Origin of the sequence: Clostridium saccharoperbutylacetonicum N1-4(HMT), from assembly GCF_000340885.1 — a bacterium.
GTDB classification, from domain to species: Bacteria; Bacillota; Clostridia; order Clostridiales; family Clostridiaceae; genus Clostridium; species Clostridium saccharoperbutylacetonicum.
In genome coordinates this window covers 2,056,206-2,072,416 of record NC_020291.1, presented here as the reverse complement: position 1 = coordinate 2,072,416, position 16,211 = coordinate 2,056,206, and the positions used below count along the sequence as shown (strand labels likewise).

Below are 16,211 nucleotides of genomic sequence, written 5' to 3'. Positions count from 1 at the left end.
TCAAATATTATTGTACTTCTTAGTATTCATTATACATAGTATTATTCAAAAGTAAAGATAAAGGGATAAGAAGTCTTTTATCACTGTTGTTCCTGGATTCGTGGCAGGAATCTTATTTCCAATATGTACACATCATTCATTTTTTCAACTCAATACTATCATTTTTGATAGTATACATTAAATATTATAGTACTTGATATAATTATTGTACAACCATAAAATGTGTATATAGATGAAATCTTAATAACAATAAAGGAAGGTGATAATCATGATTACATCAACAAATTTCTGTAAAGTGCAAAAACTAGACGATGATTTATATGTCATTACTCAAGCTGCACTTGTGCATTTTTATCTTATCCTAGGGCAAAAAAAAGCGATCTTAATTGATGCCGGTTATGGATTCGAGGACATAAGGCCTATCATTCGAAGTATAACAAGTCTGCCAGTAATGCTGGTATTGACCCATGGCGATCCTGACCACAGCTACGGAAGCGAATATTTTGGAGACGTATGGCTGTACCAGCCTGACTACGGTCAGATTATGGGTTTTGACACAAAGCACGAAAGGCAGTTCATAGCTGAGATGGGGGTAAATTTTCTGAAAGAAAATAAGCCTGAAGCCATTGAACATTTCGATAGCAAGGCATTCGCTGAAAGGAGCCTGCTTCGAACCTTGACTCCACATTTTGTAAAGGATGGCGAATTGTTTGACTTAGGCGGAAAAACTTTGGAGGTAATATTTACACCAGGGCATTCTTACGGGCATATCATGCTGCTGGATAGAGAAAAAAAGAGACTTTTTTCAGGAGATATGATTTGTGATTACGTCATCATTTACTTTTTTGAATCTGATAGAAACGCACCATTTTCCATGGCACTAGACAGCTGGAAAAAGATAAAACGATTAGAAAATGATATCAAAGATATTTATAGTGCCCATGGACAGCTCCCAATTACAATGAATTACGTCGACGCATACATTGAATGTTTTTCGGGAGAATTTCAGCAGAATTATTTAAAGGATAAACCGTTTGACCGAGGGCCTTTAGGTCGAGGATACCAGCATATCTATAAAACAGTCAATATCCAATACTCCGATAAGAGACTTGAGGAATTTTTAGGACACAAAGTGGAACGGATTGATCTATAATCAAACATTATATCTCTAAACTGTATCAATGAGAGTGATAACCTATTGATTAAAGGTGAAACGAGACATGCACTCTTCATATGTAAGACATCACTCTATATCCTAAGTATATATAGTGATGCTGATTTTACTGAGGAATATCTAGAAGAATAAACTCATTCTCCAACGTCTTCACAAAAAATAAGATTGGACGGAAGGCTTATAGTACGAAATCTGCATAATGCTGGTGAGGCCTCGGACAAATAAAAACAAGCTAATCAAAAAAGCATTATTAAAATTGGAGGAACATATGGAAATTATAAAAGACAATTATGTAGAAAAAGAGAAAAAACAAAAATATTTAGGAAAAAAAGGCTTTCTAGCGTTTATAACGTTACTAAGTGCATTTATTCCATTATCTACAGATATCTATTTGCCAGCGTTGCCAAAAATGGTAGAAAGCCTTAATACAAATACTAGTATTGTAAATCTTACATTAATACTTTTCTTTGCTTTTTATGCACTAGGAACTATTTTATGGGGCCCTCTTAGTGACAAATACGGAAGAAGAACTATACTAATCATTGGGCTTACTATCTATACTATCGCTAGTATATCATGTGTGTTTTCTGGTAATGTTTATCAATTAATTTTATTTCGTATTTTACAAGCTATTGGTTGTGGAGCAGCAACTGCAGTATCTACAGCAATAGTAAAAGATTCATATAGTGGAAGGAAGCTTGTAACTGTTTTAGCTTTAGTTCAATCAACGGCAATGTTATCACCAATAATTTCACCTGTTATTGGAGCTATGATTTTAAGTGTTCTTTCATGGAGAGGTGTATTTGAAGTATTGGGAGCCTTAGGCATTTTAACATTAGCTGGAAGTATAGCTATGGAAGAAACTATTGAAAAACGATATACTGGAAGCATAATAAGTTCCATAAGCAACATAGGAGTGGTATCAAGAAATAGAAGCTTTATGTCTCTACTTATTACTTTTTCAATTATGTCAATTCCATCTATGTCATTTATATCAGCGTCTTCTTATATTTTTGTTGATGGTTTTGGATTAAGTCCCAAAGTATATAGTTACTATTTTGCAGCAAATGCTGTTTTCTTTCTTCTAGGACCATTAGCATATGTAAAATTATCAAAGCACTACAATAAGATTCCATATATAACAATAGCATACATCGTTATGGCTATTAGTGGATTTTCAATGTTTATAACTGGTAATTTAAGCCCCGTTATATTTATGATTTCCTTAATACCTGCATCATTCTTTGGGAGCTTAATTCGTCCACAAACAACAAGTATAATGCTGAACCAGATACCTGAAGAAACTGGTGCGGCGTCTTCTCTTATAAATTGTGCTTTAACATTATTTGGATGTATAGGCATGATTGTGATTTCTTCTAATTTTTTTAATAGAATAATCATTATGGGACTTATGTACTTAATAACCTCAGTTATAAGCTTAATCCTTTGGCTCATTCTTTCAAAAAAACATGAATATAATATTGTTTAAATAAAAACTTAAAATGAAATAGGCCACATATTAAAATGTGACCTATCTCCATAAGGAATTCAGTTATATAGATATCCAAATTAATAATCAAACTTATAAATGGAATATACATACATCATTGAGAAATTATAATCGTAACACTACACTAGAAATCAGATACATTTTTCTGGAAGCAGGCATGTGAAATTGAGCTGATGATGGTTGTTAATGGTGGCTTGTTTCATTTACAGCTTGTCCAAATTTTACATCTGGAACACGCTGAAATGACGACAAGCCACCATTTAGAACCTTCCAGCGAAAATTTCACTAGTCCTGTGGAAGATAAATGTATTTGATTTCGGTAAGTTACCACATATGTTTAATTCTTGCGTTGGATATCTATATTAAGTATTTATTCTAAAATTAATTTTTTCAAAACAAAAAGATCTCCAGTATTTATTCTATTATCTCCATTTATATCTGCATTTTTTGTATTTATTGTATTTGACGAATCCATTATATATTTTTGCAATGCTATATAATCCATTGCATCTTTGCTTCCATCATCATTCACATCTCCTAGCCTAACTTCTGGCTCAACATTTGAACTTTTCCCTAAATTAATAGCTTTTTTAAAAGCTTCTAATGCGCTTTCACTAGAGTTTATTCTCCAATCAGTTTCTTTGTTTTCATTAAAACAAACAACTGTATTAATCAAGTTATATTTCTCTGACCTTATATTATTAAAAGCGTCTTCATACCATTTTGCTTTATCTCCACCTTTTTCTGCTGATGAAAATTCAGATATTGCCATTGGTTTATTTTTTATTTTTAATGCATTATAGGCTTGTGAAAATATTTGATCAAAAGATTGCCAACTACTCCAGCTTTGAGTAGTTCCCCAATTATATCCATCTATAGATATAATATCTACGTAGTCATCTCCTGGGTAATGTCCCAAATAACTTGCACCTTGTCCAACACTTGAAGCATTAACATTAAAATCCCATTTAACATTAGCAGCTCCTTCTTGTCTAAATATATCTACAACATGCCTAAATGCAGCTACATATGTTTCATTTGTATTTATCTTACTATCCCCCACAGCCCATGCATACCAATTACCATTTGCCTCATGAAATAATCTTATAATCATTCTTTTATTGTAAGCTTTTATATCCTTAGCCATTTGTCTTATATAATTATCTTTTTTTCCATCTCTTATATCTGCATTTGAAAGACCATGAGCTTCCCAAGTAAGTGAAGCTATCGAATTATTTGCATATATGGCATCGAAGTTTGGCTTAATATGATCAAAATCGGTGTTCCAATCAATAAACATATTAACTACATCAAGATGCCTTTGTTGTAGGTTTTGAAAATCTGTCAATCCTTGTGCAGTCGGCCAGCTTCCAATCCATGCTCCATATTGAAGTTCCCTATTGTTTTGAATCTCAGTACTAGCCGAAGCAACTTGTACATTTCCAAACATGATCAAAGTAACTATTACCATTGATGCTAATTGTAAAAATCCTTTAAGCCTTATCCTCAAAACACATCACCCCGTTTTATTTATTATTTTATGTTTATTGTAAAATTAATTTTTTTAAACTTAATAAATCTGCAGTATTAATTCTATTATCTCCATTTATATCTGCATTTTTTGTATTTATTGTATTTGACGAATCCATTACATATTTTTGTAATGCTATATAATCCATTGTATCTACACTTCCATCGCCATTTACGTCGCCTAATTTAACTGCCGGATTAACATTTGTATTTGCTGCTACATGGGTACCATTCTTACCCAAATTAATTTTATGATCTAAACCAATAAATTTTCCACTTTCTTTTTCCTGCCATAAAGTAGGCTTAACAAGCGCCATTTTAGCAGTATCTACAGTTTTGAAATCATATCCAAGAATTCCACCTGTATCACCAGAATTAGGATTTAAACACCAAAATGTATGATTTATATTATTTTCTTTAATAAAATCTGCTAATCCCTGCATCCATTTTTGATTATCTGAACCATCCATGTTTCCACCCCATTCACCTATAAGCAATGGAGCAATATTTTTTTGTTGGATATAAAACCAATTTGGTTCCCATACTTCTTTCACTAGACTTTCTTTAGTAAACCCATTTTCAAACCAAGGTTGATTTGATACCCCTGGACCATAATCATGTGGGGAATATACTACTTGATTAGGATGATTTTCTATTTTTATAGGATGATCTTGAACTCCCCTAAGATTACCGCCCCACCAAGTTCCATAATAATTATTTACATCTTTTGAACTATAATCCTTACCTTCTTTAGGATATGTCTCCACACCCTCTACCATAATTAAAAGGTTGGGATTAATATCCAAAATTTCTTTGCCAACCTTTTCTGCCTCATGCTTCCAATTGTCTGCATCAGTTGACTCATCCCATTTTGCACATTGTTCCTGCCTATAAGCTTTACCATGTGGTTCATTAAATATATCCATAGCAATTACAGTATCATCATTCTTGTAATGATTAGTAAGCCATTTCCAACATTCTTCATAATCTTCAACACTATATTTATCCGTATACCATGCATTAGATTGACTTCCATCTATCACTCTATGCATATCAAGCATTACTTTTATACCCTTTTTCTTGCAAACACTTACAGATTTATCAAGTATCTCTAAACTGTTCTTATTTTTCAAATCTGGATTAACATAATCGTTAATTGAATCAGGCATTGGATAATTTCCTTGTCTCCATTCATTAACTAATTGAACTGACAAGGGTACTCTTAATAAATTAAAACCATTATCTGCAACCTTGTCTAAAATATCATCTAATGTATTTGCCCATAATCCATGATATGAGTAATTTGGTGTTTCATTCCCAAACCAAGCAATACCAGTAAGCCTTACTTCATTTCCCTCTGCATCAAAAATTTTACTTCCATCAGTGTGAAGATAATCATCACTATTATCATTTTCTGCTGCTAACACATTAATTGGTGCCATTAGCGAAAATAACATAGTCATGATTATAGCTATGTAATTCACTTTAATTTTCATTCACCCACCTCCTAAAAATATGACAAAATGACTCTTTATAACAAATAAATTATTATATACTTATCGCCTTTATACAAGCTTATAATCACTAATATCTTATTTTCATTCCTAAAATAATATCTATCTCACATTTGTTGCTTTCGGCCTTAAAATTGCGCTTTCAAGAAATGTGCCCCTATAAAAAGAGCAGCTATGCTGCAATACGGAAACTATCTGCATATAAGAACATTCCCTTAGAAAGAGCAGCTATGCCCTTATAAAAAGAGCAGCTATGCACTCATAAAAAGAGTGGCTATGCCACAATAAGGAACTTTACTGCAATACGGAACTATCTGCATATAAGAACATTTTATGCAGGCGAATATGATTTGTTTTTTATTCTTTTTCTTATACACACTCAGTTAAATAGTCTTTTTCATATATTATCCACAGATTTTACTGTATTATAAATTCCTCGTAAAGAATAAAAAAATCGCAGGCGACTGTGGAGCCGTAGATTTTTTTACGCATCTGCCTTTTCAAACGCATGTGAGAAAAATCTGGCAGGCGAATATGATTTATTTTTTATTCTTTTAAGATATTAAACCTAATTAATTAGTCTGTTTCAAAAGTTATCCACAGATTGTCCAACAATATAATTTCCTATAGAATAAAAAAACAAATGACTGACATATATATAAATCATATACTATCAGTCATCCACTTTTAATTTACAATCCCATCCATATACATAAATTATATATAGAATGGCATATTATTGGTATCCACAAAGACTTATATTCCTTAAATAAATATCCTAATGCGAGACTCACCGCTCCAATGCTGACTGCTGCTTTTAAAAGAGGCGTATTACTGCTCATCCATACTGGTATATGAAATAATACAAATATTATTGTTGTTAACAAATTTGCTTTCCAAAAATTCATATGATTCCATAACTTTTGCAATAAAAATCCCCTAAACGGAATCTCTTCAAAAAAACCTACTAATAAACCACTTATCCAAAGCAATCCCAAATTTGTGTTAAACTTATCAAAACCAATAATTGTATTTTTTATAATTATTAACACTACAAAGATTATACTTATTACACTTCCAACAATTACACCTTTTCGGGAATTTCCTGTTAACTTCAGATATGCCAATACATTTGCTTTTTCCTTAAATTTTATATAAAGAATTACTGGACTAATACATATTAATAGATACATTAACAAACTGTATATATAATATTTTACGTCAAGCATTATATAATCACCTCCATTGAATAAAATTTATACAATAGTCTTAAATATTTTCATAATTATGTAAATAAACATATTATCTCCATTTTATAACAATTAGTTATAATAAATTTAGAACTCATTTTATCAAAAAGTCAATACCATTGTAATAAAACGTCCATTTTTAGGCATAAAAAGAATATTTCAGAACATCAAATGTTAATTTTTACTTTTAATGCTTAATTTTGTACGTTTAGAGAAAAATATGTTTATTTAATCTAAATATTATGAGAAAATAAATATTATGAGAAAATATATTTGTAGATAATTTAAATAGCTATCTACAAAATAAATTGAATATGTTGTTAACGTTAACCAAAAAAGGACTGATTTTATGATACTTTCAAAACCATTAAGTGAGAAATGTACAAAATTTATAAAAAACAATACCTCAGCTTCTACTGAAGATTTGGAAAAAATTCATTATGGAATATTAGTCATTTTTTTGACTATATTTAAATCTATTATTTTATTTGCTACTGCATATTTTCTAGGAATATTAGGATATGCCCTTACTGCTTTTCTAGTTTTTGCAGCTCTTAGAATTTTTGCTTCTGGAGTTCATGCAAATTCGACCTTCCAATGTATTATTATAAATTACATACTCTTTTTCGGAAATGTTTACTTAAGTCGAAATATACAAAGAAATCTATTATTAGTATCTATTTTATTTTTAATAAGTTTTGCCCTTATATTATTATATGCTCCTGCTGATACTGAAGAACGTCCTCTTATAAGCCTAAAATTGAGAAAATCTTTAAAGATAAAATCTATTATAGTTATTATAGCTTTCTATATTTTAGCTTTATTGCTTCATAATAACATATATACCAACTTAATAACCTTTTCTATTTTAGAAGGAGCCTTAGTAGTTACGCCAATAGCTTACAGATTATTTGGTAAAAAATATGCTAACTACAAAAATTTATAAATCTAGTAATAATAAAAATACAATGCTAATAGCACACTTACTGAAAGGTAGGGCCGCAAAGCTATGAGTCTAAGGATAATTTAATTTTCTATGATTGTCAGGTTGCCAAAATGTATTTATACAAATTTTAAGCTTTGTTTTGGTGCCTATAATTATATGGGCACTTTTTCATTTTATGTAGAAATATATATGATACATAAAGATTTTGAAGAATATAAAACAAAAATTAAGTAAAAAGAATGACTATAAGAACTACTTTGTACTTAAATAGTTTTAGGGGGAAAATTATGAATAATATTATAATCTGTGAAGATAATCTAGATCAAAGAAAAAAAATTGAAGCCATTATATCTAATGAGACTAAAAAATTCAATTGTAAAATTGCACTTTCTACAAACAATCCTCACGAAGTTATTCAGTATATTGATAATAGTCAAAATAGTTTTATCTATTTTTTAGATGTAGACTTAAATAGTGATCTTAATGGCTTTCAATTGGCACACTTAATAAGAACCTATGATCCTAAGGGATATATTATATTTTTAACTGCTCATGCTGAATTAACGCTTCTTACATTTCAATATAAAGTCCAAGCACTTGATTACATAGTTAAGGGAGATATTAATGCAATAAAAGTTAAAATAGCTGATTGCCTTAATGCTGTACATAATAATCTAAATGCTGCAAAAACAAAAAATGATAACAAGCTTTCAATAGATGTTGGTAGCAATGTTATTTTTTTAGATTTTGATGAAATTCTTTTTTTCGAAACTGCTGGCAAAGAACATAAAATTTCAGTACATACTTTTAAAGGACAATATGAATTTTACGGTACCTTAAAAAACATTGAACAAGCAGTTTCTTCTAATTTTTATAAAACTCATAGATCATATTTAGTTAATACTAAAAAGATTAAATCCATTGATAAAAGTAAGATGATTGTAGAAATGACAAATAGTGAGATTTGCTATGTATCCTTAAGGTATATAAAGGGGTTGTTGAAGAAATGCTTGAAATAGTACTTAATATACTTTTTCCGTTAATTATCATGCTTGAGATTCTGGTCCCGGCTCTAAACTTTACTTTTTTTGTAAAGCCTAATAAAAATATATTAATTAAATTCTCAATAATAATATATATATTAATCGGTTATTTCTTTATTAATACCAAAGCTGCCTTGCCTATATATGTAATGCCGCTTTGCATTTTTACTTGTTTGCTATTAATATATAGAAATTTTTTTATTTCTGTTATTTTTTCTGCTTTTATATGGATATTACTATTTATTTCTGATGCTATTACAGGAGCAATATTAATATATCTATTAAAATATAATTATTCTGACATAAATGCTAATCTTCTATTAAATTTCATGTCAGAACTTCTTATTCTGCTTAATGTTTTTGTTCTAAGTAAAATTATTAGACTAATCTTATTAAAGATTTCTAGTCGAATTGATATTAATATTAAAATTTCAAATAAACCACCTATTGCATTTATAATAAGTATTCTATTAATTATATTCTTATACTACCAATATAGTTTAAAAGATTTTGTAGTAACATGGAATAAAAATATGCTTCTATTTAATGCACTAAATTTATTTATATTTTTTATATTAATTACAACTATAACATATTACTGCTTTACCATTTTGGTAAACAAACATAGATCTAAAGAATATTCTCAATTGCAAAATTATACAAACATGCTTGAAAATATGTATTCAGATTTAAGAAGCTTCAAACATGATTATTTGAATATTCTTTCAACTTTAGCAGGCTATATAGAAACTGACGATATTAATGGATTAAAGAATTACTATTACAATGATTTACTTCCTGAAAGTGATGAAATTGTAAATAAAGATATGTCTTTGTCTTACTTATCACATATTAAAATTAGTCCCTTGAAGGCCTTGTTATCTTCAAAGATTGTTAATGCACATTCAAAAGGTATCGATGTTAAAATCGAAATGGCAGATGATATAGAACTCATTAATATGAGTGTTATTGACATATGCAGGATCATCGGCATTCTTCTTGATAATGCTATAGAAGCTAGTATTTTATGTGATAATAAATTTATTCATTTTGCTGCCATAAATACTGACAATGAAGTTATTTTTAATATACGCAACTCCTGTTTGAGTTCTACACCTCCTATTCATAAGCTGTACCAAAAAAACTTTTCTACAAAGGGAGAGGGAAGAGGTCTTGGCTTAAACAATGTTAAAGATATAATCAATAAACGATATAAAAATGTTCTTTTTAATACTACAATTGAAGATTGTATTTTTGTTCAAGAACTATTAATACGCAATAAATAAAAATTTACAGGCAGGTTATAAAAAATAACCTGCCCTTTTTTCAGTAATAACAACTTATTCCTAAAACTTTTATCCCTCTAAAATTATTTTTCTTAATGCAAAAAGATCTGCTGTATTAATTCTTGCGTCCTTATTTACATCTGCATTTGCTTTATTTATATCACCTGTTCCTACAAGTAAATATTTTTGTAGTGCTGTATAATCCAATACATCAACTGCATTATCTTCATTTACATCTCCGAGCATTACAGAAGGACCAGTTGTAGCTATGGATTTAGCATTCATTACTTTTGCATTATCAGAAAGTAAAGTAGCTATGTCACTAGGATATATTATACGGAATCCATCATAATCTGGATATAAAGTTCTGTTATCAAATCCAATGCCTGATAACATCCAAGGCATTAATCCTGCACCTCCATTATTTATTACTGCATTTCCCCAGGTTGTATAAACATTTAATTGATTGTTCTTAATTCCATATTCCTCAAGCACTGCTGGTTTATTTACTAAATTTGCAGCATCAATATGATCCTTAATATATTTAGTTCCCCAATCTACAGATTCATTCCATCCATCTGGATATAAATGGAATGTCCCATAATCTAATGTAGGTATACTAATCAATTTATCCCAATCCACACCTTCACCGCCAGTATAGTTCCAATCCCAATTATACTTTGCTCCATCTCTCTTAAAGAAACCTTCATCTCCAAGTGCAACAAGGTGCTTTGAATCTATGCTCTTTATATATTCACTCATCTCTTTTGCCCAGTTATAAAGCGTTTCACCAGTTGCATCTGACTTACATCTAGGTTCATTACCAAGTTCCCAAGTCATAATTGTTGGATCATCTTTATATTTTACTCCAGTATATGTGTTAGTTCTGTTTAAGAAGTGATATATATAATTTTTATAAGCTGTTTTACATGCTTCATTTGTATAAAATGCATCATGATTGCCAGCCCCAGTCCATTCAACATACTTATCCATTCCGCCAAAGTCCTTCCAATTATTCACAAATGGAATCACAAGTTTTATTCCAGACTCCTTAGCTTTTTTCACAGCATAATCGAAATGCTTAAATCCTTCTTCACTATAAACGCCAAGACTAGGTTGTAAAACTACATCGCAGCTTGATGCTCCGTCAATAAATCCCCATGTTCTCATAACCTTTGAACCCATGGCTTGAGCGTCAGCAAATACATCATCTACCATATAATCTGGTGCATATGGTAAATAGTAATTATTTTGTCCCACAAAATAGAAATCATGTCCGTCTACTTTAAACTTATTCCCATCACAGGTTACAAAGCTGCTGGTGCTAATATCCGAATTAGTACTAGAAACTACATCTTGATTAAGATTTTTCTCTATACTTGAATTAATCGGACTTATTTCTGCTGCATTTCCATGTATCATCGGTACACATGAAATTGTAAGTGCATATGCTATCAAAAGTGCTACGCCTTTCTTTACTTTAAACATTTTTATCTACTCCCTTACCTTAACTTTATTATTCATTTATCTTTTTTCTTAGTTCAAAAAGATCTGCACTATTTATCTTTCCATCACCATTAAGGTCTGCATTTTTTAACTCAATTCCAGCAGAAGGATTCATTATATATTTTTGAAGTGCAATGTAATCTAAAACGTTAACTTCTCCATCATTATTTACATCCCCAGGCATAGTTGTTGAACCTTGCTTAAGATCTAACACTATATGGCATGCTGTTAACTTTGGAACTGTATATTGGAATTTATTATCTGTAATATTTGTTATAGGAGTTCTTTCTGTAATTTGAGCGCTACTTTCATCAAAAGCCCACACTTTTCCTGATTGATAAACTTTATTTCCTCCAATATTAAAACTCATAGTCATAGGCTTATCATAATTTTTATTAATCATGATTACATGTAATTTAGAAGGATCCTTACTGTCTAAAGCAGAATATACAGATGAATTATCAACATCAGAAGTTTCAGCCTTAACTTTTATATCACCATAAGTTGACTTTTTACCATCATAATTTCTATATAGGTTAAACGCTGCTTGTGTGTAATCACTTTTACCATCAAATGGCCATAATGCTGCAAAATATACATTATTCTTACCAAAAATACCCAATGTATCAGCTTGAGCAATTCCACCTGATATGTGATTATTTCCACCAAAATTATACTCTGTTATTCCAAGTTTTGTTCCTGGATAATAGGTATTTATTGCACTTTGCATCTTAGGAATTATTGGAGTAAAATCTCCACACCATTGACCAATCCAGCTGTCTTCTTTAAAAGTTGAATCCCATAAGGTTCTAGGTGCTTGTATACGAGCCTTATTACAATCAACATTTGTGTCATTGCTTTCAGTTACTCTAATACCACCACCAGTAGCTTCTGAATAATAATGAATATCAAATACATCTAATAATCTCCTTCCATCTTTTTCAGATGCTTTTTTCATATTATCTAAATAATACTCTGGAAACCACTTGTAATTTCCTTTTACACTATCCCAATCTGGAGCACTTTGTAAGCTTTGATATGCACCCATTCCATATAAAACTGGTCCAAATATTTCTGCCTTTGAATCCATATCCTTTACCATCTTCGCATAATCTGTACCTTTTGATATAAGTTCTGCGCATGTAACTTTGTCTTTATGGATTCTAGGATGAGTACCAGACCAAAGCCCTGGCTCATTATCAAGACTGTAGCCTTTAATACCTGTTGCAGTATCTGATTTACCATATTTAGATATTAGCGAATTCACAAACTCATCCATATAAACATAATTATCAGTTAAATCTGGTGTTTGGGAAAAAGCACTTCCTTTTCTTACTTTAACCTGATCCCATCTTGCTGAAGGTGCTGCTTCACTTTCACTTACAGATCCATTTTTGTCCTTGGCAACGTATCCTGCCAGCTGTAACGTAGCAAGAGAATATGTTGAACCATTTTTTAATGCTTCATCATGAAAATTAGTGACTACTTCTCCTGGTATATTTTGAGTGTCATATGGTCTATTCATATTTAAATAATTGTCACTACTATGCTTCCAGTCACTTCCTGCATTTGAAGCATTATTCTCCCAATTATATCCTGTGAGCCTATTTCCACTAAGTCTGCTTGCAGTTGCTACTTGTGGAATTGTACCTTCATTTCCATTAGAATCATAATTAGCGCCATAAATATATGGACTAATTTTAGCATTGTCAGCACCTGTATCAATGCTTATGTTAATAGAATTTGTCTCTTCTGCATGCACACTTGTCATTGGTAAAACTGATGTAATTAATGCACAAGCAATCAAAAATGCTAACCCTTTTTTTGTTTTTATCATTTCACTCTACCCCATTTCATTAAATTTATTGTTCAATTATGGTTCTTCTTAATATAAAAAGATCACTAGTATTTACTCTTCCATCACCATTTAAATCTGAATTCTTTAACTCTATACTAGCTGAAGGATTCATTATATATTTCTGCAGTGCAATATAATCTAAAATATTAACTTCTCCATCATTGTTTACATCTCCAATTATAGCTGGCTTATCCCCTTTATCAGGTGTATTTCCATAAACCAAAACATTGTCATCATATACAGGTATATTAGATGTTTGAAGCGGTGTTCCTCCAGGTACAGTTGAAATTCCCTTGTATGAGAAATCATTAGAATTATCCCATGAACACTTTTCTGGCGCTGACATTCTAAATTGTACTTCCTTTCTATAGTTAGGCTGTCCTCCTGGGTATATTTTTGTTCCAGAAAAATCAACATTTACATAATATATATTCTGAGCTTCATTCCAAGGTATTAAATTAGACACCTTAGCTCCTTGATTGTAATTTGTTGAAATTGTTATATCCTTTGAAGTATAGCCAGCTTTTATAATTTCACTAATGTCTATAAAATATTTAAAGGAAAGCTTATCTCCAACCTTTGCTGGCCAGCCTGACTTATTATATAACAACGCCTTTATTTCCATGAAATTCGGTCCACTAGCATTTACCCCAGCTTCCGCATAGAATTCATCATTAGTTTTTTGTTCTATTGCTTTAAAATCTTTTATAGGTTCCCCTCCATGTTTTTCATACATCTTTGCTAAAGCTCCTACAAAACCTGCATTATAATCACATGCTGGCTCATTGCATCTGAAATTCTCTACATCATCCGTATAAGAATCATTTGAACTTGGTCCTCCAACCAGAGCACCATATAAAACATGGCGATTATAACCTGGAACCTTTTTATCATCTAACCAAGATCCTTGTGCACCTCTATGATGTGGATTTTTAGGCGAATTTTCACCAAATCCCACTACAAAACTTCTTCCTGTACTTCCAAGGGCATAATTAACTTGACTTTCTAAAAAATTGTTATATGTTGAAGCTTTTTCCTTAGAACATCCTGACCAATCAGCATAGACACCTGCTAAAAATGCTGTGGTTGTAGCATATCTTAAAGAACCCCAATCACTCAACCATGCTAATCCTTTTGGTGTATATGTTACACGCCTTCCATTATATCCAGTAGTCCAAAAATCAAGATTCCTTTCTATGCTTTCTTTGTATGTTTCTTTATTAGTTATTTTTGCTAATAGCAGTTCTGCACCATAATGCACATCATCCCAGCAATGCCCCCATGTATAGGATATAGTTGAAGTCTGCTGTTCTACGCTCCAATGCGGAACATAACTTTCTGCTTTATCTAAATATGCGCTGTCTCCTGTAGCCATGTAAAGCCATGTTGCAGCCCATGAAAGCTCATCCCAAAAACCACTATTAGAAGTATAATACGGAGATGCAGCTTTATATCCAGAATCACTTCTTGTTTCATCTGCAAATTCAAATAGTTCTTTGGCATGCTTCAGACATTTTTGTGAGTATTCAGAATCACTGTCCTTAAAAACTAAGGCTGCTGATGCAAGTGATGCTGCTGTTTCAGCTGTAACTGTAGACCCTGGATTATTTATATCTACTTTATATGATGGTCTTTTCATCTGCATTACTTCTGGAGGCCCCCACCAAGAATGATCCTGCCCTCCATCACCTACTTGGTAATAATATACATCTTTTTCCGGATTGCATTTTATAAAATAGTCATTTGCCCACTTTATTTCATCTTTAATGTACTTTAACTGTTCACTCTTTTCATAAGCCTCCTTATCTTCATAAAGTGACCAGGCAAGCATGGTTGACGTATATGACATAGGCAGATTAAATTTCACATGATCTCCAGCATCATACCACCCACCAGTAAGATCTAAGCCTACATCCTTTCCATCATCCATCCCTGAATCACTTCTCCAGTTATCTCTTTTATCATTAGGTAATTTTCCTGAACGTTGAAAATCATAAAACATTATTGATTTTTGCAGTGCTTCTCCATAATTGTATTTTATGCTGCTTTCATCAGCCTTAACTTTTATTGGACATAAAGTTCCAATAAATCCTGTTAAAAGTATAATTGAAATAATTGAAGAAATGTACCCTTTTCTCTTTAGCATTTTATATCCCCTCCTATCCATTTTCTTTTATTATCTATCAAATTATTACACTTTTTCCACCTTTTTTCCCAAGTTTACACTAATTTTTCATAATATAATATTCTAATTTCTTATTAGTTTTTACGACCAAATTGTATTATGTTATGCTTTTTTATAAAATATAAATTTAAGCACCTTTATAAATGAGAGCTATAAAAAAAATCCCCTTGACATAAATAATTAATATGTCAAAGGAATTTTTTCTTTATATAGCCTTTACAATTAAGTTATAACTAATCACGCTTGTATAATGATTTAGGCATTTTAACTTCTTCAAAATGGCAAGAAAAACACATACTTGATGAAGTTGCTGCAACAAACATTGCTGCTGCTGAAAGTCCCATAGCGACTAAGCCCTTAATTCTAGATATTGTCATTATTATCCCTCCCATAATTTATATTATTTTAA

Annotated in this window: 12 protein-coding genes and 1 riboswitch; of the genes, 5 read left to right on the top strand and 7 right to left on the bottom strand. The window is 31.0% G+C overall.

The window, feature by feature from the left end:
• Positions 1-268 precede the first annotated feature (268 nt).
• Together CSPA_RS09145 and CSPA_RS09140 are read left to right on the top strand one after the other, a co-directional pair.
• Positions 269-1,153, top strand: coding sequence for an MBL fold metallo-hydrolase (locus tag CSPA_RS09145; RefSeq protein WP_015391962.1), 885 nt, complete (start codon positions 269-271; stop codon positions 1,151-1,153).
• 289 nt (positions 1,154-1,442) lie between these two features.
• Complete coding sequence (locus CSPA_RS09140) at positions 1,443-2,663, top strand: multidrug effflux MFS transporter (protein ID WP_015391961.1); 1,221 nt, start codon at positions 1,443-1,445, stop codon at positions 2,661-2,663.
• A 391-nt stretch (positions 2,664-3,054) separates the two neighbouring features.
• Here the strand turns inward: CSPA_RS09140 and CSPA_RS09135 are convergent, their stop codons facing one another.
• The 3 genes from CSPA_RS09135 to CSPA_RS09125 form a co-directional block, all read right to left on the bottom strand.
• Positions 3,055-4,194, bottom strand: a complete 1,140-nt coding sequence (locus CSPA_RS09135; protein ID WP_015391960.1) for a dockerin type I domain-containing protein — start codon at positions 4,192-4,194, stop codon at positions 3,055-3,057.
• 34 nt (positions 4,195-4,228) lie between these two features.
• Positions 4,229-5,710, bottom strand: coding sequence for a cellulase family glycosylhydrolase (locus CSPA_RS09130; RefSeq protein ID WP_015391959.1), 1,482 nt, complete (start codon positions 5,708-5,710; stop codon positions 4,229-4,231).
• A 710-nt stretch (positions 5,711-6,420) separates the two neighbouring features.
• Positions 6,421-6,957 carry a CPBP family intramembrane glutamic endopeptidase gene (locus CSPA_RS09125; protein WP_015391958.1) on the bottom strand — a complete coding sequence of 179 codons (537 nt, stop codon included), beginning with the start codon at positions 6,955-6,957 and terminating at the stop codon, positions 6,421-6,423.
• Between the two features lie 370 nt (positions 6,958-7,327).
• Between CSPA_RS09125 and CSPA_RS09120 the strand changes: the two genes are divergently transcribed.
• The 3 genes from CSPA_RS09120 (at position 7,328) to CSPA_RS30505 (ending at position 10,253) form a co-directional block, all read left to right on the top strand.
• The gene (locus CSPA_RS09120) at positions 7,328-7,924 is read left to right on the top strand and encodes an accessory gene regulator B family protein (protein WP_015391957.1); all 597 of its coding nucleotides are present in this window, start codon (positions 7,328-7,330) and stop codon (positions 7,922-7,924) included.
• A 20-nt stretch (positions 7,925-7,944) separates the two neighbouring features.
• Positions 7,945-8,034: riboswitch (cyclic di-GMP riboswitch) on the top strand.
• 177 nt (positions 8,035-8,211) lie between these two features.
• Positions 8,212-8,943: a LytR/AlgR family response regulator transcription factor gene (locus CSPA_RS09115; RefSeq protein WP_015391956.1), complete on the top strand. Its 732-nt coding sequence runs from the start codon at positions 8,212-8,214 to the stop codon at positions 8,941-8,943.
• A 671-nt stretch (positions 8,944-9,614) separates the two neighbouring features.
• Positions 9,615-10,253: a sensor histidine kinase gene (locus CSPA_RS30505; RefSeq protein ID WP_241425103.1), complete on the top strand. Its 639-nt coding sequence runs from the start codon at positions 9,615-9,617 to the stop codon at positions 10,251-10,253.
• A 69-nt stretch (positions 10,254-10,322) separates the two neighbouring features.
• Here CSPA_RS30505 and CSPA_RS09105 read toward each other — a convergent pair whose 3' ends face one another.
• The 4 genes from CSPA_RS09105 to CSPA_RS29395 all read right to left on the bottom strand — a co-directional run bounded on the left by CSPA_RS09105 (position 10,323) and on the right by CSPA_RS29395 (position 16,179).
• Positions 10,323-11,741, bottom strand: a complete 1,419-nt coding sequence (locus CSPA_RS09105; RefSeq protein WP_015391954.1) for a cellulase family glycosylhydrolase — start codon at positions 11,739-11,741, stop codon at positions 10,323-10,325.
• Between the two features lie 28 nt (positions 11,742-11,769).
• Positions 11,770-13,596: a glycoside hydrolase family 44 protein gene (locus tag CSPA_RS09100; RefSeq protein ID WP_015391953.1), complete on the bottom strand. Its 1,827-nt coding sequence runs from the start codon at positions 13,594-13,596 to the stop codon at positions 11,770-11,772.
• A gap of 25 nt (positions 13,597-13,621) precedes the next feature.
• The gene (locus tag CSPA_RS09095) at positions 13,622-15,763 is read right to left on the bottom strand and encodes a glycoside hydrolase family 9 protein (protein WP_015391952.1); all 2,142 of its coding nucleotides are present in this window, start codon (positions 15,761-15,763) and stop codon (positions 13,622-13,624) included.
• Between the two features lie 272 nt (positions 15,764-16,035).
• Positions 16,036-16,179 carry an AgrD family cyclic lactone autoinducer peptide gene (locus CSPA_RS29395; RefSeq protein ID WP_015391951.1) on the bottom strand — a complete coding sequence of 48 codons (144 nt, stop codon included), beginning with the start codon at positions 16,177-16,179 and terminating at the stop codon, positions 16,036-16,038.
• Positions 16,180-16,211: the final 32 nt, after the last annotated feature.